Raw genomic sequence first — 23,229 nt, 5'->3', positions numbered from 1 at the left:
TTTTAAGAATTTGACCGCCAATAGCGATCGCGTATCTGTTGCTGAATCTGATTTAACTGTGGTTGAGATAAAGCCATATTCTCAGCTTGTAACCAATTAATTAAATCCCCCACTAAAGGAACCCCCAAACCTAAATCTTGGAGTTGTTGACTTTGACTAAAAACGGCTTCTGGTGTACCTTGAAAAGCCAGTTTTCCCCTATCAAGTACCAAAACCCAATCCGCCCAGGCTTCGACAAAATCCAAATTATGAGTAGCGATAACCACAGTAGTTCCTCGCTGTTGAATCTGATTTAATAAGCAGTGAAAATTAGTAACTTGATAGGAGTCAAGATAAGCCGTAGGTTCATCCAAAAACAAGAGTTGTGGCTGCAACACCATTATATCAGCAATTGACACCCTTTTTTTCTGCCCCAAACTCAGATAATTAATCGGGAAATCCGCCAAACCCACTAAATCAAATTCAGCCAAAATTTGGCGCACCCGTTGAGCAATTTCTGAGGTAGATAAACCCAAATTACACAAGCCATAGGAAATATCTTCTGACACGGTAGTTGCTACTAACTGCTGTTCAGGATTTGGGAACACTAAACCCACCTTTTGGCGCAATTGATTCAACCATCGCCGTTTATATTGTAGCGGTTGACCTCGCCAACTAATCACCCCGGACTGAGGACGATATAACCCATTAGCTAATCGAAATAAGGTAGTTTTTCCGCAGCCATTACGTCCAATGACAGCATAACGCTGATATCTACCAAATTGACAAGTGATATTTTCCAGAGTTGGCTGCTGACTACCGGGGTAAGTATACTGAACATTATCAAATTCTAGTAACTCAAATTCCGATGACATACAACCATCCAATAATCACCAATAATAGTAGACAACCACAACATCCTTCCCAGGTATATCGAGGGTTGGATTGATGGCGAGAAACCGACCAAACCCGCAACTCTCCGTTAAACCCCCGCGCGGTTAATCCTAAACAAATTTGTCGATAATTTTCTAGGGTTTGTTGGAGTAGTTGACTGGTGACAATTCCTAAACTGCGGATTGTAGTTTTCCAGTCACCATAACCGATACGAACCTGTTGAGCGATTAATAATTGACTAGCGGTTTCAGTTAACATAAAAATAAACCGATACATTAACATTAATAGTTCTGTGATTAAACTGGGACAGCCAATCTTACGGAAAATTCTAATGATTTCGACGAAGGGGGTAGTGAGTAAAAGAAAATACATACAGGAGCTTAAAACTAGGGAGCGAGTTAGTAGAAAACCAGCTTGTTGCATTCCTTGATTACTGAAATATATCAAGATATTACCTAGGTTAAATTCCCAGATAATATCAGTTTTAATTAATTCAATATTAGCTGAATTAACCACCCCCAATAGTAAGGCGGGAATGCTAGTTAACCAAAAACTGAAGGGGATGGCTTGCAATTTCAGATAAATTCCTAGGGGAATTTTAGCGTAAATCACGACCCAAATTGTCACCCAAATGGTGATCAATATTTGCAGGAGGGGGGGAGCCGCCAAACTGAGACAAAACAGGATGGCGGCAAAGGCTAACTTATGTTCTGAGGGTAAATACCTTAACCGATTGGTATAGGCGATCGCATCAATTTGATGGTACATTTAGGATGAGCGATTTTTGCCTTGTTTACGGCCTTTATATAAGCCAATCACATAGCCGACGATACCCGCACCAATAGCAGCTTGAGAAACAAATAACAGGCTCTCAATTTCGCCACTGGGAACTTCTAAGATAGGTTCAAACCAGGGTTGATAATTCGGTTGAATTTCGCCGATGAGATTTTCGGCTTGTTCATCGGCTCCCTCATAGTCTCCTCGGATAAAAATTAGCGGCGTTACCGATAAAATAACGACGGCTAAAATCATCCACAAATTGCCATTTTTTACAGCTTTATCAGAAGTTGGTGTCATGATTTTACTTAGCTATTAGCTTTCCCAATTTTCAAGGTTTGCAGTTCTTCTGAGGCGTAGGACTCTAACCAATTCCAAACTACCATAGTTAATAGTCCCTCACTAATTGATAGGGGAATTTGAGTGACTGCAAAAATCCCCGCAAATTTGATAAAGGAAGCCATAACCCCCCCAGAAGCAGCCGGAAAAGCTACGGCTAACTGTATGGAGGTAATTAAATAAGTGGCTAAACTTCCCAAGGCTGCTGCGAAGAAAATACCTAACTTTTGTTGGTTAAATTGGCAGAATAGTTGATAAATGCCATAGGCAACCCAAGGGCCGACAATCGCCATAGAAAATACATTAGCTCCCAAGGTAGTTAAACCGCCGTGAGCGAGTAATACGGCTTGGAAAAGTAGGACTAAACTGCCTAAAACTGTCATCACTGACGGTCCGAATAAAACCACTCCTAATCCGGTTCCGGTGGGGTGAGAACAACTCCCTGTAACTGAGGGGATTTTTAGAGCTGACAGGACAAAAGTAAAGGCTCCTGCTAGGGCAATTAATAGCTTTAGTTCGGGGTTGTTTCGGGTAATTTTGGTGAGTTTTTGAAAACCAATAACCCAGAAAGGGATGATTAACACCCACCAAAAAATTGACCAGGTAATAGGTAAAAAACCTTCCATAATGTGCATTGCTTGAGCTGGAGTGGCTGCACCTATTACCAAATAAAATGTTAACCCAATCATGGCGATTAGGTGTATCATTCGATGATTTTTGCTCATCTGTACCTCGCAGATTTGTGAGTGAGAAATAACTATAGGCGGGCATCCTGACTCACAGATGGGGTGGACAAATTAGCCGGAAATCTGATTACAGTTGCGGGACAGCGCCGGATTTACACCGAACTTTCCCCATTACTCCTAGTGGCTGTTCCCCACTAGAACCTATAGTTGGCGCTATTGTATCATGTGTAGGTCAACAGTGAACCAAGCTGGCAAATATTTAATTAAGTTTGCTCTCGCCTGGCCCAATATTGTTGGACGGCTTGGACGTTATACCAATTTAAAAAAATCCGAGAAATTTCTAAGGCTAATTGAGGCTGACCACGATTAATTAACCACTGTAAAAAATGCGCCATGGTCCTTTCATTGAGTTGACCTCTTAGGGATAAAATGCCCCAGAGTATCCGATGCAAAATGGTCATTTGAATCATCATTTTGACTGACCAGGTAGGATGTTTTTGATAGAAAACTACCCCCATTCTGCCTCTTTGTTTTTCTTTTTCAATTAGGGCGGGTATTTGGTCTAAGTTAAAGGGGGGATGCCAATGATATCCGACGGCGGCGGGGCATTTGATTAATTTTAAGCCTAATTTTTTTAGCCTAACTCCTAGTTCCAGGTCTTCCCAACCATAAAGCTGAAATTTAGGGTCAAATAATCCGGCTTCGATTAGCCAATGGCGGGCGATCGCCACATTTCCGGTGGCAAAATAAGCGGCAGAAAAATCGGTGATTTTATAGGGTTCTGTGGTGGGATTTTCAAAATTGCAGGTATTCACAACTCGACCATAGGTAAAGATGCGATCGCTTTTTTGAGAGTTGGCAATTAAGGCGGTAGCGTGAGCGGCAAGAAAGCTATCAGTTACCACCAAATCACTATCGATAAAAACAATCAGATCTCCCCTCGCCTGTTCAACTCCCAAATTTCGCGCCGCCGCTGGTCCCTGGTGGTCTTGCTGGTAGATGCGAAGATGGGGAAATTCGAGGGTGTTAGTTCCCAACCATTCCACAGTCCCATCAGTGGAACCATCATCGACTAACACCACCTCATAGCCAGTCACGGCGGCGCTATAGGTTTGATTTTCCAATGCTCTCAGACACTTCTGTAAAATCGGCAAACGGTTATAGGTAGGGATAACAACGCTAAAAAACATATATTTTCTGGGACAGTTGGCGATGCTCTGCAACTATAACCTAATTGTTACAGCCTTACTTTTCAATGGTGGCGATTGGGGTGATAATGAAATGTTTGTTGATCTAGGAGCTTTGGTAGATTATGGGTCGCGCTGAAAAAGCTGTACTTGCCTACTCTGGTGGTGTAGATACCTCTGTCTGTATTCCTTATCTCAAAAATGAGTTTGGGGTAGCTGAAGTAATTACTGTGGCGGTTGACTTGGGACAAGGTGATGAACTAGGACCAGTGAAACAAAAGGCCCTCGACTCTGGCGCGAGTGAGTCTTTAGTGATTGATGTACAACAGCGATTTGTACAGGAGTTTGCTTTTCCGGCTATTCAAGCTAATGCTTTGTATGAGAACCGCTACCCCCTGGCTACGGCTTTAGCACGTCCTTTGATTGCTCAGGTTTTGGTGGAAGTTGCCGAAAAATACGGAGCAGATGCGATCGCTCACGGTTGCACGGGAAAAGGCAATGATCAGGTCCGCTTTGATGTCTCTATCGGCGCTCTCAACCCTAATATTAAGATTTTAGCTCCGGCTAGGGAATGGGGTATGAGTCGGGAAGAGACGATCGCTTATGGGGAAAAATTTGGCATTTCCTTCCCCGTTAAAAAGTCTTCCCCCTACAGTCTCGATCGCAACTTGCTTGGTATGGCGATCGAAGCTGGACCTCTGGAAGACCCCTGGGTTGAACCCCCAGAGGATGTCTATGGGATGACTAAAGCGATCGCTGATACTCCTGACCAGCCAGAATATTTAGAAATTGGCTTTCAATCTGGCATTCCTGTTAGCCTCAATGGGGAAGCACTCAACGGCGTTGACCTCATCTCTCGCTTAAATGCGATCGCCGGAAACCACGGTATCGGACGCATTGATATGATCGAGAATCGTTTGGTAGGCATTAAATCTCGGGAAGTTTACGAATCCCCTGCCATGGTTGTACTCATTCAGGCTCACCGAGATCTTGAAAGTCTGGTTCTCACTTCCGATGTCACCCGCTATAAACGCGGCATTGAGGAAACCTATAGCCAAATTGTCTACAATGGCCTCTGGTTTAGTCCCCTCAAAGGTGCGATCGATGCCTTTATCAAACAAACTCAAGAACGGGTCAGCGGCACTGTACGGGTCAAACTGTTTAAAGGCAATTGCAACATTGTCGGTCGCCAGTCTGACAAATCCCTCTACAGCCTTGACCTGGCTACTTACGGTTCTGAAGATGTATTTGACCACAAAGCCGCCGAAGGATTTATCTATGTTTGGGGTCTTCCCACTCGCGTTTGGTCCGAAAAAATCAGAGAGTAAGATTTAATTGTCAATTATTGGGGCGGGTTCTACAGTTAAGTCAGCACCCCCGGCTGAAGCACGGGGGCTTCGTGCCCCCCGCTTTCAGGTAGCTGACCAGCTTAAGCCTTAACTGGCTACGTGAGCGAGCAAGAGTTAAAGTTCCTACCCTGGAATGCGTGCTAGTTCCAGGCACTAGAACCAAATCGTTAAACAGTTCTAAGGGGTTAAGACAGTGCGATTTGGAAAGTACCGACTCTGAACATTAGCGTTCGCGCAGCGTGCGCGTTAGCGCAAGCGCAAACGTTACGAGCAATCAGAACAGACGCAACAATGTCTAACCATATTTTCGTTTTAGATACCAACCGCAAGCCCCTGACACCGTGCAAGCCAGGGATGGCACGATCACTGCTCAAAGCCGGGAAAGCATCGGTATTTCGACGCTACCCATTCACCATTATTCTAAACAAGGAGGTTGACGCTAATCCTGAACCGCTCGAACTCAAATTAGACCCAGGCTCTAAAGTCACTGGAATTGCCTTAAAGCAAGGGAATCATATTATCTTTGCTGCCGAGTTGCAGCACCGAGGACAGCAGATTAAAGAAGCATTGCTCTCTCGTCGTCAACTCCGACGTTCTCGACGAAACCGCAAGACCCGATATCGACCAGCTCGGTTCTTGAATCGGACTCGTCCCGAAGGTTGGTTAGCTCCCAGCTTGCAGCATCGAGTAGATACTCTAATGACCTGGGTTCACCGATTTCGTAGACTTGCCCCAGTTGGCCGCATTACCCAAGAGCTAGTACGGTTCGACCTGCAATTGATGGAAAACCCTGAGATTTCAGGTGTTGAGTATCAGCAGGGAGAATTACAAGGCTATGAAATCAGGGAATACCTGTTGGAAAAGTGGGGCAGAACCTGTGCTTACTGTGGGGCTCAAAATGTACTACTTGAAGTTGAGCATATCCAGCCTCGCTCTAAGGGTGGCTCTGACCGGGTTTCTAACCTGACCCTGGCTTGCCACTCATGCAATCAAGCCAAAGGCAATGGGGACATTCGGGATTTTTTATCGGGCCAGCCTGATGTCCTGAGTCGTCTTCTCAGGCAGGCCAAATCACCCCTTAAAGATGCGGCTGCCGTTAACTCGACCCGATGGGCCTTGTTCAAGGCTCTGAAAGCAACAGGACTCCCAGTTACCACAGGAACGGGCGGACAAACGAAGTTCAATCGACTGAGGCTCAACCTACCTAAAGCTCACTGGCTTGATGCTGCCTGTGTTGGACCAGTCGAATCACTCGAAGTTCTGACTTCAAAACCGTTGCTGATTTTAGCAAAGGGGCATGGAACCCGTCAGATGTGCGGGACGAATAAGTACGGATTCCCGAATCGTCACCGCTCCAGGAGGCAAATTCATAAAGGCTTTCAGACTGGCGACATGGTGACGGCACTGGTCACAGCGGGGAAGAAAATTGGCTCATATCTAGGACGGGTTCTCTGCCGTGCGTCTGGTAGTTTTGATATTACCACCGCTTCGGTACGGGTGGCAGGCATCAGCCACAAATACTGCCAACCCATTCACAGGAAGGATGGTTACGCCTATGCTTGAAAGATTGACGGGGACTAAAGTCCCCCTGTCGCGTTTCCTCCCCGGTCTAAAGACACGGGGCTTCCACGCTCCCAAGAGGTTTACGTGAAACTCGCCCACCCCCTACTTATGGGATTTTACATAAGTTTTGCTAATTCATACAACCAAATAGATTGTTTTTGGCAAAGATTGTTAAGAATTAATACAATTTTAGGGAAAATTGCTCGCCAAAAGTTGACGAGATTATGGGGGTTGTGGTTTGCTTACAGAAATTGCTACCAAGGGCTTTCTGTGTCTATTGGATAAAATAAAGCCCGAAACCCTGATTGTATCGCGGTTAAAATTATTCTCCCGGCAAAAATTTAAATTCACGATTCACGAGTTTTTCGGGAAAATACCTAGGCTATTTTTACCGACCTTGACAAAAACGACATTTTGTGCATACCCCCCAAAGCCATAAATAATAATGAGATCCTCACCCGAAATTGGGAGTTTAACCGAGTTGGAGGGTAGCGGGTGAGGAGGGGGAAAAGTTATAGCATCAGTGGTTTAAAACCATGTTTAATAGACATCCGACCAATCATATCCATTTTATCCAAAGTGATTTGATTTCGGCCCCAAGAAAAATTGGTATATATAGACTCAAATTCTAATAACATAGATTCGGCAAAACAGGCGAATAGCTGGCGACCGGGAACATTCATATTGACAATTTTCATAATTTTCCAGTCAATATCTAAAGCGTGTTCCACAATGCCCCCAGACAGGACATGAACACCGGGACTTTGAAACTTAGTTGCCATATTTTTAGGGTAGCCCCCATCAATCAACAAACAAGGTTTTTTCAAAACTTCCGGGTCAATTTCCACCCCCTGTGGCATACTAGCGACCCAAACCACGATATCAGCCTGGGGTAATGCTTCATCTAAAGCCATAATTTTACCCCGTCCCAATTCAGCTTGTAGGTTTTGGAGTCTTTGGCGATCGCGAGCAATCAATAGTATTTCAGCCACATCAAGTCTGCCATTTAGCCACCGACAGACCGCACTGCCAATATCTCCGGTAGCGCCACAAACAGCCACAGTAGCCTTAGACAAATCTATTCCCAATTTCGGCGCTGCTTGTTCCACTTGACGGCAAATAATATAAGCCGTGTGGGTGTTTCCGGTAGTGAAGCGCTCAAACTCCAACTTAATGTTGCGAATTCTACCCAGTTGATCCAAATTAAATCTCTCCAAAATAATCGAAGAAAACCCCCCCAAAGCCGTAATATTAATGCCATTTTTTTGAGCATGAGCCATAGCATTAATAATTTTGCGAGTAGCAGCTTTCATGCGGTTAGTAGCCAACATTTCGGGTAAGAAGCAAGACTCTACATACCTACCCTCAATTACCTGACCCGTAATACTTGTTACCTTAAGATCCTCAACAATTACGGGTGGTGCGCTGCACCAAAAATCCAGACCTTGATCAGCATATTCTGCATAACCCAAATCCCGAGCTACAACCTGGGCGTGTTCCAAACTGGTAAGATGACCGATGAGACCAAACATGATTCGATTGAGTTATTTTTGAGTTAACATCCTCTTGGGGGAGGCTATTTTATTTACCCATCTCCCGGCACGAGCTGTATGAGTCGATGCCGGACCATAGAAATTAATTTTACCTGCAAAGGAGCAGGTTTGCTTGTGATTTTATGTTTAATCTTATCACCAACCTGCCCATAGTGCCAGCAATTCCGAATAAAGCTCTCCCCACCGGCTCCGGCGCGAGGTGGGGGTGTCATAATGCTAATCCCGGACTCGCCTGAGTGCTACATTTAACCTTCTCAAACCTGTATAAAACTTATTAAAGCTTTACGCCGATTGAAAAAGTATCGCATTGTCTTGGAAGACAACGGCAGTAGCCGGCAAAGCACGAAGCATAATGTTTCGTGCGCCTACCCAGTCACGGGGTGCTGTATAGCCGCAATTAGGACATTTCAAAACCTTACTTCCCCCTAGTTTCTCATGGATTTGACCACAATGGGGGCAGGTTTTAGAGGTATAACTTTCCTTCAGCGCGGACAACTAAAACACCTTTTCTTTCTGCTTGTTGCATGAGACGTTTAGAAAATATGTAGTGACTCCAAGTTAACAAGTGTCTCGCTGACTTAGAGTTGAGCTTTCTACGATATTTGACAACCATTTCACTCGAATTAAAAGTAGGAAGAAAGATAAGTTTATAGTGATTAACCAAGACATGAGCGACTTTCTTATGTAAATCGTCCACTAGCTTACGAATACGCTCGCGCATTCGATGAGAAGCTTTACGCATTCGATATCGTTTTCGTTTGATTTGACATTGACTAATCTGGCTCATTAACACGTCTACATGGTAGCAAAGGCGATTGATTTTGCTAATATCATTAGTGGCAAATTCAGTAATTGATTCACCATCATAACCCACCAAAAAGGAGCGAAGGCCAGGAGCTAAAGCCATAACTCGCTCTGGCTCTGTTGTTTCCCGCTCTTGATGCTCTGGAAAACAACCATACCATTTACCCCTTGCGTATTTTAGTTGTGTGACCTAAAGGCAATTCTTAGGTAGAGCTTGAGGTGAAGTAAAGGTTAAACCTTTAGTTAAACGGGGATACGTCCCTTTTTTAAAGTTATTCACCTTGAATTTAATGATTTGAGATGGTGCCCTACAGGACTTTAATTGGACTTTACCTTGGTTGACTTTGGCTGGTTTAAAAGCATCGAAAGCATCGGCTACTGCTTCCGGTAATTGATGTCCTGGTAAAGATTTTACCCATTCCGGTTTGTCACTATTTCTGACTAACTTTTGGCAGTCAAAACAGCTCCCTTGAACCCCTTGTTTCCAAGTAGCAATGGTCTGGTTATAAATCCACCTATAAGCTGCTAACCAACGTTTCCCAACGGTGTGTAATTCTTTACAAGGATACAATCTCACTTGGCTCAAACTGTTTGGAGTCATCTGGCTTGTCTGATGACGGGGTTTCTTTTTGAAGTTCTTGACGGGCTTGTTTTTCGTACTTTCGTAGTCCGTAAAGCCGAGCAGAGAAACAGTGGAGGATGGACAAGATATCGCTAACGAGTTCTTGTTCTGGAGAGAGACTCTTTTTCCTGAGAACCACGAGTTCACATCCACTTTTTGCACATAACCATTCAATGAGTGGAAATCCGAAACGGACCAGTCTATCGGCGTGAGCGATGACAAGTGTGCCGATATTTCCTTCGTATATTCGTTCCAATATAGCGAGGAACTTTCGCCGTTTAAAATTGAGTCCACTGCCAACTTCTGTAATAACTTCTGCTGTTGGGTATGCGCTGCGTAGAAATTCAGCTTGTCTAGTGAGGTCATCCTTTTGGGAATGGGTGCTGACTCTTGCGTAACAGACAATGCATGAATGTTTCTCGGCTTCTTCGATGATGTATCTTCGTTGGTTGCCAACGGTACGAACGGCTTTAATTGCGCCGAGTTTTTCCCATCTTCGCAAGGTGGCAACGCTGACGGAGAAGATTTCTCCGGCTTCCTTCGGTGTAACATATTTTGGCACTTTAACTCCGGTTATTGTGGTTGTTTGCATAGTACAAGGTTTTGGGTTTGTGTGTAGGTTTGAGTAAGTTTTTTGTTACTAGCAAGCACGTCTGGGCGCAGAAGCCTTTGTGAAGTTTCCCTCCTTTTCCCATCGTCATTAGGGCCCGCATTGCCACAGACTCGAGTCGCTGATATCGACGATCTATGTCTGGTCCAGGGTGAATTAATTCACGATGGATTACAGTGCCGTCAAAGGTTACGACTGTGACTGTTGCTGTGGTATTGATACCCAAATCAACCGCCACAACATTTTGATCCGGGTTCCGTTTCGCGCTGTACACAATGAAACGGAACGGAAAGATGACAAGCCTGGTCATTGAAAATCAGAGCGGGGGACAACATTTGGTAGCCGGGTATCTCATGGCGTTCCCGTAGTCCGGTAATCTGAACCCTTGTCCCCAGCCTAAAGGCATGGGGATTCTTGGGCTGAATCCTGCCTCCACTAACCCTCGTTAGTTTTGGTCTTACAGTTTCATGTCGTATCTGACTACACCTTTTACAGTAAGCACTCTTCAAGAATACTCCCCAAGCGTAAATCCGGGTATGCCCTACCCTATTTGATTTTGACTTCGCTCTGGCCATTTGGACTGACGATGAAAGATTTTCTACCAGTGATGGCTAGAGTTTTAGGGATTACGGAGTGTCTCTTGTTTCCGGCGTTCCCAAAGTCAACGAATTAAATTTATGTTCACACCAAGTCGCCCTAAAAGGACGAGGTTTTCAACCCATTTTTTCTGATAAGGCTATGACGACTAAGACTCTGGCGATCGCAGATCCCACCTGTTAGCGCGGTTCGGCTGCGATCAGTTCGGCGGAGCTCACCGACCGCACCGACCGTTTTTGTTCAAAATCTCAACCTGACTAAGTTAAACTCCTGCCAAACCATAAGCAGACATCCGCATAATATCGCGGGTAGTGAAACCAATATTGCTCAGAGCTTCCCCATAGGCAATCATGAAGTCCTCAATTAAGGCTTCTTTCTCCATTCCCAGGATACTGGCATCTTTTTCCACCTGGTTAAGCATTTTCCAGACCAGGGGTAGGTTTTGGCGGTTAGCTTCTTCTAGTTCAGCTTTGGACTCCTCAAAGTGAGCTTTCAGCCACTCCTCGCCAAAGTTCAGATGCTCGTACTCATCTTTAACCACGCCTTCGGTAATTTTGCGAGCAAAGGGATCAGCCACAGGGATATAGATGTTGTAAGCAGCGATCGCAAAACTTTCAATAATTAAAGATTGGATCAGCAAACAAGTCACCAACTTACCTTCAGCCGCCGCCTTTTGGAAATTACCATGAAGTTTAGCAAAGAACTCACGGCCAAAGTCCATGTCTGGGGTAACTTCCAGGTTGCGACCACAAGCCTGAAACCCTTTCTTATGACGCTTTTCCATTTTCGACAGACGAATTAGCTCTTCCCGTTCTTCAGGTAGCATTTCACCCAGTTTGATGTAATTATCAGATGCTTCCTGCTCACCTTCAATTACGATCGCATTAATCCGGCTATAGGCATCTTTATAGGTTTCGTTTTGAAAGTCCAGTTCAGTAATTGTTTCAAGCTGTGGCATAAATTAGATTTCTCCTGGTAACAAACAAATGAGCTGTTCTTGACACTCCCACGCCCCTTAACAGTGGAATTCTTGGTTCAGCGATCCGACTTACACATCTAACTCAAAAGCCAGATACCCAGAGGTCGATATCTGATACATTTACGCGACATTTATCCGGTTGTTCCCGGACAATGCGACGATAGCACTATTACCCGTTAAGGTAACAGAGGCGGTATCCCGCAAAGCTTTTAGAAAGATTCCAAAAGCACCGTTCCAGTCCCGTGGTAGAGTGAACCCCCACTCCGGACATCGGAACACTTTTGAGCCACCTAGCTGGGAATGGACATGACCACAGTGAGTACAGGTTTTGCTGGTGTATTCTTCGGTCACATCTACAACTGTTCAGTTATTTCCGCGCTTATGTCTCAGGGTTAGTTTGAATCGATAATGCGCCCATTTCAGCATGGCGCGGGCAGTCTTAGACCTGATTAGACGCTTCACCTTGGCAACCATATTGGAAGTCTCGAAGGGGGGCAAAAAAATCAGGCTGTGTTATGGGATGGCTAGGGATGCGACCCAATCAACCAAGGGGTTGAAGTCCTCACCGGGTAGTTATTTCGCCCATTTCAGCTCTATTTCATACCCGAAGGTCTCGCACCATACTTGGTATTATACCGTATTGCCGTAAAATGTTAACCTAATTTGAGATTAAATCATGCTCTCATTCCCGAGAACCTGTTTCGATCTGCCTGACCGTACAGTGGGGTCGAAAAATCGTCTATTTTATAGCTTGCCTCACTCCTTATTGGCCATTATACTGATAATCCAGACACACACAATCATGGTATCTGACCAACTCAATGGCCTTGAGCATCAGCAAGCATTAGGATCTTTATAGTTTACTTTATCTATTTATTCCAGGAATTGACCAACTTTGTAGGATTTTCTAGGATTAGTTCCTGACCTACCCAGTTAAACTTAATGATCATAGCATTTTTGATAAGTTTATCTTAATCCAATTAGCGATCGCCTTATAACTCAACTTTATGAAAAAATCTGTAAACTGGACTACTTTTTTTCAGGTACTGACCCTGTTGTTGTTACTGGTGGGGGCGGGAATTGTCCTGCTGCCTCTAGTGATTGTGGTAGGATCCTCCCTATCAGAACCTAGTGCCGTCGATAGTTCTCAGCTTACCCTGAAAAACTACCAAGAGGCATGGCAGCGGGGTAGCTTTCTGTTAGCCTTCGCCAATTCCACCTTTGTCGCCTTATCTGTAACCGCCTTTCAGGTGATCACCTCAGCCTTAGCGGGTTATGCCTTAGCGCGACTCAAATTTCGCGGCCGCCAGGCGATCGTTTTAGTAGTGTTAGCGACTTTAGTCATTCCCTTTCAATTATTAGTCGTTCCCATTTTTCTCGTCCTCAAATGGGGTCATTTACTCAACTCCTACTGGGCTTTAATCCTACCCACAGCCGTCAACGGCTTCGGGATTTTTCTGTTACGCCAATATTTCATCACCATTCCCGTAGCCTTAGAGGAAGCGGCCACCATTGACGGGGCCAACCGCTGGCAAATTCTCACCCAAATTATGCTACCCCTAGCCCGTCCTGCCCTAGTAACCCTGTTTCTATTTACCTTCATTGGCGAATGGAATGATTTATTCAAGCCCCTGGTATTTACCACCAGACCTGAGTTAAGAACCGTACAACTAGCTTTAGCCGAATTTCAGGAACAGTTTACCAGCAGTTGGCAACTACTAATGGCCGCCGTAGTTATTGCCACTGTCCCCGTGGTGATCTTATTCCTGTTGGGTCAGCGACAGTTCATCCGAGGTATTGCTACCACAGGAATTAAAAATTAACCCCTCAGCAATTGACAATGGTTTGGCGATCGGGTTTGATGAGAAACAGATGAGCAGCCGATTTTCTGGTGAGGCCAAGTTGGATGTTGAAACGATTGCGAGTTCTGATCATCAGTTGTTTAGTTTCCCTGATGCTGGGGGGATGTGTTCACTCCGATATAGGGATTGAATTTTCTGATCAGACCCACGGCAAAATTGTCCAGCATATCCGGTTAGCCGAAGGAGTGACTAACTTCGGATCTGACGCTTTAGATGAGTGGCTTCCGAGTCTGCGTCGTCGCGCCAAACTTCTCAACGGTAAAGCTAAACAATTGTCCAATCAGGAGATTGAAGTTACTATCCCCTTTGACAATGGGGCAGATTTGCAGAAAAAATTTAGCGCCTTTTTTAACCCCATGACCCCCCCCTCTAGCCGATCGCTTCCGGCTACAGAAGGGCAACTACCACAATTTGCCTCAGATTTGCGTTTAAAGCAAAATAACTTAATATTTGCTCTGCGTAATCGGATTAACCTAGAATTAGACCTAACATCCCTAGCCCTAGTAGCCAGCGAGGATAACGTTATTGTTGGGGCCGAAAACCTGATCGACCTAGAATTTAGGCTGATTACTCCTTGGGGGGCGCGGGTCATAGGAGACGGCAACCCCGACTCTGACTCCAACCCGACCACAGAAGAAAACGGCAAGTTGGTAGTATGGACTCTCAAACCTGGAGAGATTAACCGACTCGAAGCCATTTTCTGGGTTCCTAGTCCTGTAGGTATTGGTACAGCTATCATTGCCGTTTTCGCATATTTTGGCTTCCTGCTGAAGTATCGACTGTTATCACCGACTGTCACACCAGCCGCCAATAATAATCAACCCCTTACCTCGGATAGCTAAAACTGGGTAAATTTTACTATGGTGATGACTGTAGTTTTAAAGACTCGTTTTTTATGGTCTCTAAAGCCCTCCCAAATATTTGACAAGCCGCGCTAACTTTTTATGAGAATCGCCCTTTTTACTGAAACATTTTTACCGAAAATAGATGGGATTGTTACCCGTTTATGTCATACCGCCGAACAACTAAATCGCCTAGGTGATGAGGTGCTAATAGTTTCTCCAGAAGGTGGATTAACCGAATATAAAGGCTGTCAAATCTACGGTGTAGATGGATTTCCTCTCCCTATGTATCCCGAACTCAAAATCGGTCTTCCTCATCCGGGAATTGGGGCAAAATTAGCCGAATTTAAACCAGATATTATCCATGTGGCTAACCCGGCTGTATTAGGATTAAGTGGCTTATATTATGGTAAAAAACTCAACGTCGGGTTAGTAGCCTCCTACCATACCCATCTACCCCAATACCTGCACCACTACGGCTTAGGAATGCTGGAGGAATTCCTGTGGGGGTTATTGCGTACAGCCCATAATCAGGCTATGTTAAACCTGTGTACCTCCACAGCTATGGTTGAGGAATTACGCAATCATGGCATTGAACGGGTAGACCTATGGCAGAGGGGGGTGGATACAGAACTGTTCCAGCCCCACAAAGCCACTAAAGAAATGCGCGCGAGCCTCAGTATGGGAAACCCAGACGATACCCTACTGTTGTATGTGGGGAGACTAGGAGCCGAAAAAGAAATCGATCGCATTAAACCTATTCTAGCAGCAATACCCAACGCCCGTCTAGCTCTAGTCGGAGATGGTCCGAACCGAGAAAACCTAGAACAACATTTCGCCGGAACTCCCACCAACTTCGTGGGTTATCTGCGGGGAGAACAATTAGCGGCCGCTTACGCCTGCGCTGATGCCTTCATTTTCCCTTCCCGGACAGAAACCCTAGGTTTAGTCCTCCTCGAGGCTATGGCGGCAGGAACCCCCGTAGTAGCCGCGCGGTCTGGGGGAATTCCCGATATTGTCACTGACGGAGTAAATGGCTATCTGTTTGACCCCAAGGATGAACAAGGAGCCATCAAAGCCACCAGTAGACTGTTATCCCATAGTGATGAGCGGGAAAGGTTGCGACAAAATGCTCGATTAGAAGCCGAACGCTGGGGGTGGGCTGCGGCCACTAGCCAACTGAGGCGCTATTATCAAAATATTTTGACTCGTCAATCACTGCCCTCTGTTGCCTAGTTGAGAGGAAACCCGTAGACTTGAGACAAGGAATGGATTATCGCTGTTCCTTGCTTCTTCCTTTTTAGGCTACTGAATCGGGGGATCAACCGTTCAGATGGAGTCCTTTGTCAATTTAACCCCGACCCATGACAGTTTCCCACGCAGGTAGCATTCTGGCTACATTGACTCAAGTTAATCGCATGGGCTTGTTGGCAGATCGTGTAAAAAATCTGCCAATGGGAGAGTTTATTTGTATTCTCGATTTCATTACCGCAGAATTTCAACAATTTCTCCGAGCTATCGAACTGATTAACAATGAAGCGATCGAAACCCTCCTCGAACAGCTTCTCGATGCCTTTACTCTCAAAATCGGACAAATCTTAGAAGCCGATCGCACTACCATTTTTTTGATTAATCGCAGCAAGGGTCAGCTTTGGTACAAAACCTCTCCCGAAAACAACGAAACTGACGGCGAGGGGAACTCCGACTCTAAACATACCGAGGAAATTCGCCTACCTATGGATGTGGGTATTCTTGGCCATGTCGCCTGTACCGGAGAAGCCCTCAATATCACTGATGCTCAAACCCATGAGTTCTTCGACCCCGCTATTGATCAACCATCAGGGTACGAAGCGCGCAGCATTCTCTGTATGCCCATTTTTAGCACCCAAAATCCTCAAGAGGCCGTCGCCGTGGTGCGACTCCTCAATAAAGCAGGCGATCGCCCTTTTACCGAGGAAGACGAACAGCAATTTCGCTCCTTTGCTGATTCTATTGGCATTATCCTCGAAAGCTGTCAATCATTTTTTGTGGCCGCCCGTAACCAGCGAGGTGTAGCAGCCCTCCTCAAGGCTACCACTACCCTCGGTCAAAGTTTAGATCTCGAAACTACTTTGTTATCCGTAATGGAACAGGCGAGAGACCTAATGCAAGCCGATCGCAGTACCATTTTCCTACTCAAAAAAGAAACCGAGGAACTCTGGACTAAAGTAGCTAAGGCTGATGGTAAAACCATGATGGAAATTCGCATTCCCGCTAATAAAGGAATTGCGGGTTATGTGGCTTCCACAGGTCAAGTGCTAAATATTACCAATGCTTATGCAGACCCCCGCTTTGACCCGACAACCGATCGCAAAACTGGCTATCGCACTCGTAATATTCTCTGTATGCCAGTTTACAACGCTAAGGGTGAGCTGATTGGTGTCACTCAGTTAATTAATAAACATAAAGGCAGTTTCACCGATTCTGATGAGGAATTTCTGCGGGCTTTTAATGCTCAGGCGGGTATTGCTTTGCAAAATGCCCAACTGTTTGAAAATGTCATGGTGGAGAAACAGTATCAAAAAGATATTCTCCAAAGTCTCTCAGATGTGGTTATTTCTACCGATTTACAAGGTCGCATTGTTACCATTAATGATGCCGCTTTAGAATTGCTCGGCTGTCCCCGTCACCGTCCCCGCCATCGACAAATTCGCGAATATTGGGAATCTCAACTTAGCGGACAATATATCTGGGATGTTCTTCCTATTGAAAATTTGCAATTGCGTCTTGAGGATAGTCTCAAATTTGCCGCCCGCCATTTTGTCCCCGAACAAAGTTTAACTGTAGGATTAGTCGAAATGATAGTTGGGGAATTTGGAGATACAACACCCATCCCCATTTTGGTGGTTCCTGATGAGAAAAAACCAGATATTTATCATGTTTGGGGTCAAGAATATCAGCCTTTGGATGGCAATGCTTTGGCTGATAATGAGGCGATCGCTTCCGAAATTCGACAGCTAGAACGTAGCATTAATTTGACTGTTAATCCTTTGACTAACCCCGAAGGTGGTGTCCGGGGTGGTTTGGTGGTTTTGGAAGATATTAGCCGCGAAAAACGTATGAAAACTACCATGTATCGCTATATGACTCCCGGAGTGGCTGAACGGGTTATGGCTTTGGGAGAAGATGCTTTGATGATTGGGGAAAGGAAAGAAGTAACTATTCTATTTTCTGATATTCGTGGCTATACCACCTTAACTGAAAATTTGGAAGCCTCTGATGTCGTCGCGTTGTTAAATCAATATTTTGAAACTATGGTCGAAGCCGTTTTTTCCCATGAGGGAACTTTGGATAAGTTTATCGGGGATGCACTTATGGCTGTGTTTGGTGCGCCTCTTCCCCTCAGAGATAATCATGCTTGGATGGCGGTTAAGTCCGCTTTGGATATGCGAAAACGGTTGAAAGATTTTAATGAGTCTCGACCTAATGAACCTCAAATTAAAATTGGTATTGGTATGAGTTCCGGAGAAGTCGTATCGGGAAATATTGGCTCTCAAAAACGGATGGATTATACTGTGATTGGCGATGGGGTTAATTTGAGTTCCCGCTTGGAACAACTGACTAAATTGTATGGCTGTGATATTATTTTAAGTGAGATGACTTATCATTTGTGTGGCGATCGCATTTGGGTGAGAGAGTTGGATAAAGTCCGGGTGAAAGGTAAAAATAATGCCGTTAATATTTATGAGTTGATTGCCTCAAAATCTCAGGCTTTAGATGATAAATTGGTCGATTTTTTGGGCTATTATAACCTGGGACGACAGGCTTATTTGGCTAGGGATTTTGCTTTGGCTATTCAGCATTTTGAAGTAGCTCAAAAAATGCGATCGGATGATAGGGCTGTCGAAATTCACATCGGTCGCGCCCAGAATTATTTACAAAATCCCCCACCCCCCGACTGGGATGGTATCCATACTATGACAACTAAATAATTAATAATTAATGATTCAATAATTCATTATTATTGATTGATTATGTATCATGGGATACACCCTTTGGCTATAATCAACGGTAGGGGAGTCAAGCAAACTTGATGTTTGAGCAGATGCTACCTACACAAATCACAAACAAGCGCTATACTGTCTGATAGTCAAAATCTTTGAGCCACTACTGTACTGCATGGGTCAGCCTAAGACCCTGTACATAGTTGGGTAATAGTCCTATCTGAGGTATTTTCATGGTTAATCGAGTGACCAATATCGAAGAATTAGAGAACTTGATTGCGCGGGTAAAAGTAGCCCAGCAAAAATTCTCTGGCTTCACTCAAGAACAGGTAGACTACATTTTTAAGAAAGCAGCCCTAGCCGCTAATGCTGCGCGTATACCTCTAGCTAAAATAGCCGTCGAAGAAACCGGTATGGGGGTAGTTGAGGATAAGGTGATTAAAAATCACTTCGCCTCAGAAATCATCTATAACAAGTATAAAAACACCAAAACCTGTGGTGTTATTGAATCCGATAAATCCTTCGGATTCCAAAAAATCGCCGAACCTGTGGGCATCTTAGCAGGTATTGTCCCCACTACTAATCCCACCTCTACCGCTATTTTTAAGGCTTTAATTGCCTTAAAAACTCGCAATGGGATTATTTTTTCACCCCACCCCCGCGCCCAAAAATGTACTAATGAGGCGGCGCGTATTATTCTGGAAGCAGCCGTTGAAGCCGGTGCGCCCGAAGATATTATTGGTTGGATTGATGAACCGACAGTTCCCCTATCTCAGGCGTTGATGCAGCATCAAGATGTTAAACTGATACTGGCTACAGGGGGTCCGGGAATGGTGCGGGCTGCTTATTCTTCCGGGCGACCCTCTTTAGGTGTTGGTGCGGGGAATACTCCGGCTTTAATTGATGATTCTGCTCATATTAAAATGGCGGTATCTTCGATTATCCTCAGTAAAACTTTTGACAATGGCATGATTTGTGCTAGTGAACAGTCTGTAATTGTCGTTGATTCTATTTATGACCAGGTACGGGAGGAATTTCTCTCCCGTGGTGCTTATTTCCTCACCCCAGAAGAAACCGATCGCATGGCGAAGGTGATTTTTGTAGACGGTCATCTTAACCCCGAAATTGTCGGTCAAACTGTTAATAAATTGGGAGGAATGGCGGGGCTAAGTCTTCCTGATAATACCCGTGTGATTATCGGCGAACGACCAGATATTGATGATGATGACCCCTTCGCCCATGAAAAACTATCGCCGGTTTTGGTTATGTATCGGGCGAAAGATTTTGAGGATGCCGTTCTGAAAGCTGAACGTTTGGTACAGTTGGGAGGTCGTGGTCACACCGCCGCTTTGTATACTTCCCCTAATAATACTGATCATATTAATGCCTTTGAGGGTAAGGTACAAACCGCGCGGGTGTTAATTAATACCCCTTCATCTCAAGGGGCGATCGGAGATTTGTATAACTTCCGTCTTGACCCTTCTTTAACTCTGGGTTGTGGAACTTGGGGCGGTAATTCCATTAGTGAAAACGTCGAACCTACTCACCTGTTGAATATTAAAACCGTTGCCGAACGACGGGAAAATATGCTGTGGTTCCGAGTCCCTCCCAAAATCTATTTCAAGTATGGTTCCCTACCCGTCGCTTTGCGAGAGTTGGCGGGTAAAAAACGGGCTTTTATTGTCACTGATAAGCCTTTGTTTAATTTGGGAATTACCGCATCTCTTGAGGAAGTTCTCGAAGAAATCGGGGTGAAATATGACGTTTTTTATGATGTTGAACCTGACCCGTCTTTGGATACCGTACAACGGGGTTTAACTCTCATGAATACCTTTGAACCCGATGTCATTATTGCCATTGGTGGTGGGTCGCCTATGGATGCTGCTAAGATTATGTGGCTCATGTATGAACATCCAGATATTGAGTTTGAAGGTTTGGCGATGCGATTTATGGATATCCGTAAACGGGTCTATGATTTGCCGCCGCTGGGAGAAAAAGCAGTAATGGTAGCAATTCCTACTACTTCGGGAACTGGATCCGAGGTGACACCCTTTGCTGTGGTTACCGATCGCCGCAATAATATTAAGTATCCTTTGGCAGATTATGCCTTGACTCCTAATATTGCGATCGTTGACCCCGAATTGGTCTTAAATATGCCAAAAAGTTTAACCGCTTTTGGGGGTATTGATGCCTTAACTCACGCCATAGAAGCCTTTGTTTCCGTGTTGGCTTCCGAATACACCAATGGTATGGCTTTAGAAGCAATTCGGCTGATTTTCAAGTATCTACCTAGTTCCTATAACAATGGCGCGAATGACCCGAAAGCGCGGGAAAAAATGCACTATGCCTCTACCATGGCCGGGATGGCTTTTGCTAATGGTTTCTTGGGTATTTGCCATTCTATTGCCCACCAATTAGGGGGGACATTCCACATTCCCCACGGTTTAGCGAATGCCTTAATGATTAGCTATATAATTCGCTACAATGCTACTGATGCACCCTTCAAACAAGCCACTTTCTCCCAATACAAATATCCTAACACTAAATGGCGTTATGCTCGCGTCGCGGATTATTTGAATTTGGGCGGAAATACTGATGATGAAAAAATCGATCGCCTAATTTTGGCTATTGAAGAACTCAAGCATAAGGTAGGAATTCCTAAAGCCATGAAAGAAGTCGTTAAAGAAAGCGAAGCCGAGTTTTTGGCTAAGGTTGATGAAGTCGCAGATCAAGCCTTTGATGATCAGTGTACAGGGGCCAATCCTCGCTATCCCTTAATTGAGGATCTCAAACAACTGATTATTGATGCCTATTATGGGCATCCAGTCGTCGCTACCGAAAATAATGGCAAAACTGTATTTCCGACTTTTGGCCCGGAACCAGTTATGATGGGTGAATAGGTTGTGAGTTACCTATAAATTGAAGCCCATTTGAGAGGCGAGTTTCTGACTAGATCAGATCGCCTCTTTTTTTTGCTCAAATGGGGGCCAGCATAGCCATAAATATTTTGGTGTCTATCATGTATAATCCGAATATTAGATTCTCACTAAGAACCTGATTTGAGTAATTATCTGGATGACCATAACAGCCCATGACCTATATCACCATCGTCTTGATATTACTGCCAATTTTGGTAGGATTTTGCATTTATCTATTCCCCAAAATCGATCGCTATTCGGCTATGGCGGTTGTCCTGATGTCTTTTGCTTACGGGTTATGGGTTATCTTAGAACCCCCCAACCTGAATATTCAATTATTGAATAACTTTGGAGTTCAATTATTAATTGATCAGAATAGTGGCTACTTAATCTTGACCAATGCCTTAGTCACTATGGCAGTGATTGTCTACTGTTGGCAGTCCCGGATTACTGGCTTGTTTTTTACTCAGATATTAATTGTTCATAGCAGCCTTAACTCAATTTTTATGTCCCAGGACTTTATTAGTCTATATGTGGCTTTAGAAGTCTTAGCAATAGGCGTTTTTTTATTAATTGCTTATCCTCGCAGCGATCGCTCAATTTGGGTAGGCTTACGCTATCTATTTGTTAGCAATACCGCCATGCTATTCTACCTGGTAGGGGTCGCCCTTGTCTACCAAGCCCATCATTCCTTTGCTTTTGCTGGCTTACGGGGTTCCTCTCCAGAGGCTATATCCCTAATCTTCATGGGTTTATTAGCCAAGGGTGGTATCTTCGTCTCAGGGTTATGGCTACCCATGACCTATGCTGAATCAGAAACCCCTGTTTCCGCCCTTCTCTCAGGAATTGTCACCAAAGCCGGAGTTTTTCCCTTAGTACGTTTAGCTTTAATTCTACCCGAATTTAGCCCAGTTCTAAGCATCTTTGGGGTAGCCGCCGCCTTGTTAGGTGCAATTTATGCCATTTTTGAACAAGACACCAAACGCACCCTCGCTTTTAGTAGTATTTCCCAATTAGGTTTGATGATTGTCGCCCCCGTCGCCGGAAGTTTTTATGCTCTCACTCACGGCTTAGTTAAATCAGCTTTATTCCTCATAGAAGGAAGTCTACCTAGTCGCGACTTTAAACAACTGCACCAGCAGCCGATTACCACTTTCCTCTGGCTAATTCTACTCCTGGCTAGTTTATCTATATCTGGTTTCCCCCTGTTATCTATTTTTTCAGCAAAAGCCCTCGTTTTTAAAGACTTGTCAGCCTGGGAAGATATCGCTCTCAATATTGCCTCAGTGGGAACCGTCATCTATTTTGCCAAATTTATCTTTATTCCCCACGAACAGTCCGCCGCCTCCGAAAAATTTGACTCTCAAAAAGTGGCATTACTGCCAGCTATATGTATTCTGTTTATTGCCTTAATTTTCGCTAATCTTCCCTACTACGAGTCTACCTATACCGTCGAGAAGATTACTAAGGCTTTAGCTACTATTGGGGTGGGTTGGTTAGCCTATTTTATGATTTTCAAAAACTCCCTAATTAACCTCCCGAAAACTTGGGAAAAATTAGACCATCTGATTGGGGTCATGACTCTGAGTTTAACTGGTATATTTTGGCTGGTTGTGTGGTTAAAAATTTCCTAAATTTTTGCCATGATAAACCCGAGCATTTTGGCTAACTAAAATTTTGCCAAA

General features: G+C 44.6%; 20 protein-coding genes, 1 pseudogene and 1 riboswitch. Of the genes and pseudogenes, 9 read left to right on the top strand and 12 right to left on the bottom strand.

The annotated features are described in order from the left end of the window. Window positions 1–2 precede the first annotated feature (2 nt). The 5 genes from XZ46_RS12280 to XZ46_RS12260 form a co-directional block, all read right to left on the bottom strand. Window positions 3–854 (bottom strand): energy-coupling factor ABC transporter ATP-binding protein, encoded by an 852-nt coding sequence (locus XZ46_RS12280; RefSeq protein WP_006625665.1) that lies wholly within the window; start codon window positions 852–854, stop codon window positions 3–5. Beyond that, the gene (gene cbiQ, locus XZ46_RS12275) at window positions 838–1,641 is read right to left on the bottom strand and encodes a cobalt ECF transporter T component CbiQ (protein ID WP_006625666.1); all 804 of its coding nucleotides are present in this window, start codon (window positions 1,639–1,641) and stop codon (window positions 838–840) included. Before cbiQ ends, XZ46_RS12280 begins: the two co-directional genes overlap by 17 nt. Further along, on the bottom strand, window positions 1,642–1,950 hold the full coding sequence (locus XZ46_RS12270) for an energy-coupling factor ABC transporter substrate-binding protein (RefSeq protein ID WP_008050789.1): 309 nt from the start codon (window positions 1,948–1,950) through the stop codon (window positions 1,642–1,644). Between the two features lie 8 nt (window positions 1,951–1,958). Next, window positions 1,959–2,714 carry an energy-coupling factor ABC transporter permease gene (locus XZ46_RS12265; RefSeq protein ID WP_008050788.1) on the bottom strand — a complete coding sequence of 252 codons (756 nt, stop codon included), beginning with the start codon at window positions 2,712–2,714 and terminating at the stop codon, window positions 1,959–1,961. Between the two features lie 20 nt (window positions 2,715–2,734). Then, a riboswitch (cobalamin riboswitch) is annotated at window positions 2,735–2,895 on the bottom strand. Between the two features lie 43 nt (window positions 2,896–2,938). After that, window positions 2,939–3,865, bottom strand: coding sequence for a glycosyltransferase family 2 protein (locus tag XZ46_RS12260; RefSeq protein ID WP_006670832.1), 927 nt, complete (start codon window positions 3,863–3,865; stop codon window positions 2,939–2,941). Window positions 3,866–3,987: 122 nt separating this feature from the next. Here XZ46_RS12260 and XZ46_RS12255 point away from each other — a divergent pair, with 122 nt between their 5' ends. Both XZ46_RS12255 and iscB read left to right on the top strand, forming a co-directional pair. After that, window positions 3,988–5,190: an argininosuccinate synthase gene (locus XZ46_RS12255; RefSeq protein ID WP_006625671.1), complete on the top strand. Its 1,203-nt coding sequence runs from the start codon at window positions 3,988–3,990 to the stop codon at window positions 5,188–5,190. A 312-nt stretch (window positions 5,191–5,502) separates the two neighbouring features. Beyond that, complete coding sequence (iscB, locus tag XZ46_RS12250) at window positions 5,503–6,774, top strand: RNA-guided endonuclease IscB (protein ID WP_048895068.1); 1,272 nt, start codon at window positions 5,503–5,505, stop codon at window positions 6,772–6,774. Between the two features lie 512 nt (window positions 6,775–7,286). On the opposite strand, the gene XZ46_RS12245 is transcribed toward iscB, so the two are convergent. From XZ46_RS12245 to XZ46_RS12225, 5 genes are all read right to left on the bottom strand, one after another. Beyond that, window positions 7,287–8,306: a long-chain acyl-[acyl-carrier-protein] reductase gene (locus tag XZ46_RS12245; protein WP_006625675.1), complete on the bottom strand. Its 1,020-nt coding sequence runs from the start codon at window positions 8,304–8,306 to the stop codon at window positions 7,287–7,289. 303 nt (window positions 8,307–8,609) lie between these two features. Then, window positions 8,610–8,822 carry a zinc ribbon domain-containing protein gene (locus XZ46_RS36655; RefSeq protein ID WP_228116544.1) on the bottom strand — a complete coding sequence of 71 codons (213 nt, stop codon included), beginning with the start codon at window positions 8,820–8,822 and terminating at the stop codon, window positions 8,610–8,612. Further along, on the bottom strand, window positions 8,791–9,234 hold the full coding sequence (locus XZ46_RS36650; protein ID WP_006625676.1) for a hypothetical protein: 444 nt from the start codon (window positions 9,232–9,234) through the stop codon (window positions 8,791–8,793). The genes XZ46_RS36655 and XZ46_RS36650 overlap by 32 nt, the downstream gene beginning before the upstream one ends. Before the next feature lie 87 nt (window positions 9,235–9,321). Further along, window positions 9,322–9,708, bottom strand: coding sequence for a transposase (locus tag XZ46_RS36645; RefSeq protein WP_228116588.1), 387 nt, complete (start codon window positions 9,706–9,708; stop codon window positions 9,322–9,324). Continuing rightward, window positions 9,689–10,315, bottom strand: a complete 627-nt coding sequence (locus tag XZ46_RS12225; protein WP_108614909.1) for an IS607 family transposase — start codon at window positions 10,313–10,315, stop codon at window positions 9,689–9,691. Before XZ46_RS12225 ends, XZ46_RS36645 begins: the two co-directional genes overlap by 20 nt. A 681-nt stretch (window positions 10,316–10,996) precedes the next feature. Here XZ46_RS12225 and XZ46_RS34255 point away from each other — a divergent pair. Continuing rightward, on the top strand, window positions 10,997–11,143 hold the full coding sequence (locus XZ46_RS34255; protein WP_006625680.1) for a hypothetical protein: 147 nt from the start codon (window positions 10,997–10,999) through the stop codon (window positions 11,141–11,143). Between the two features lie 79 nt (window positions 11,144–11,222). Here the strand turns inward: XZ46_RS34255 and XZ46_RS12215 are convergent, their stop codons facing one another. Together XZ46_RS12215 and XZ46_RS29345 are read right to left on the bottom strand one after the other, a co-directional pair. Beyond that, the gene (locus XZ46_RS12215; RefSeq protein ID WP_006625681.1) at window positions 11,223–11,918 is read right to left on the bottom strand and encodes an aldehyde oxygenase (deformylating); all 696 of its coding nucleotides are present in this window, start codon (window positions 11,916–11,918) and stop codon (window positions 11,223–11,225) included. Between the two features lie 141 nt (window positions 11,919–12,059). Continuing rightward, a pseudogene (locus XZ46_RS29345) lies at window positions 12,060–12,452 on the bottom strand (zinc ribbon domain-containing protein); the annotation flags it as partial. Between the two features lie 494 nt (window positions 12,453–12,946). On the opposite strand from XZ46_RS29345, the gene XZ46_RS12210 reads away from it, so the two are divergent. From XZ46_RS12210 to XZ46_RS12185, 6 genes are all read left to right on the top strand, one after another. Further along, window positions 12,947–13,762 (top strand): carbohydrate ABC transporter permease, encoded by an 816-nt coding sequence (locus XZ46_RS12210; protein ID WP_008050783.1) that lies wholly within the window; start codon window positions 12,947–12,949, stop codon window positions 13,760–13,762. A gap of 83 nt (window positions 13,763–13,845) precedes the next feature. Then, window positions 13,846–14,643 carry a DUF3153 domain-containing protein gene (locus XZ46_RS12205; RefSeq protein WP_006669183.1) on the top strand — a complete coding sequence of 266 codons (798 nt, stop codon included), beginning with the start codon at window positions 13,846–13,848 and terminating at the stop codon, window positions 14,641–14,643. A gap of 102 nt (window positions 14,644–14,745) precedes the next feature. Next, on the top strand, window positions 14,746–15,879 hold the full coding sequence (locus XZ46_RS12200; RefSeq protein ID WP_008050780.1) for a glycosyltransferase family 4 protein: 1,134 nt from the start codon (window positions 14,746–14,748) through the stop codon (window positions 15,877–15,879). 128 nt (window positions 15,880–16,007) lie between these two features. Then, window positions 16,008–18,614, top strand: a complete 2,607-nt coding sequence (locus tag XZ46_RS12195) for an adenylate/guanylate cyclase domain-containing protein (protein ID WP_008050779.1) — start codon at window positions 16,008–16,010, stop codon at window positions 18,612–18,614. A gap of 245 nt (window positions 18,615–18,859) precedes the next feature. Next, the gene (adhE, locus tag XZ46_RS12190) at window positions 18,860–21,526 is read left to right on the top strand and encodes a bifunctional acetaldehyde-CoA/alcohol dehydrogenase (RefSeq protein ID WP_008050776.1); all 2,667 of its coding nucleotides are present in this window, start codon (window positions 18,860–18,862) and stop codon (window positions 21,524–21,526) included. Window positions 21,527–21,717: 191 nt separating this feature from the next. Beyond that, complete coding sequence (locus XZ46_RS12185; protein WP_008050772.1) at window positions 21,718–23,178, top strand: cation:proton antiporter; 1,461 nt, start codon at window positions 21,718–21,720, stop codon at window positions 23,176–23,178. Window positions 23,179–23,229 lie beyond the last annotated feature (51 nt).

Source organism: Limnospira indica PCC 8005 (genome assembly GCF_000973065.1).
GTDB lineage: Bacteria > Cyanobacteriota > Cyanobacteriia > Cyanobacteriales > Microcoleaceae > Limnospira > Limnospira fusiformis.
This window is presented reverse-complemented; position numbering and strand designations above follow the sequence as displayed.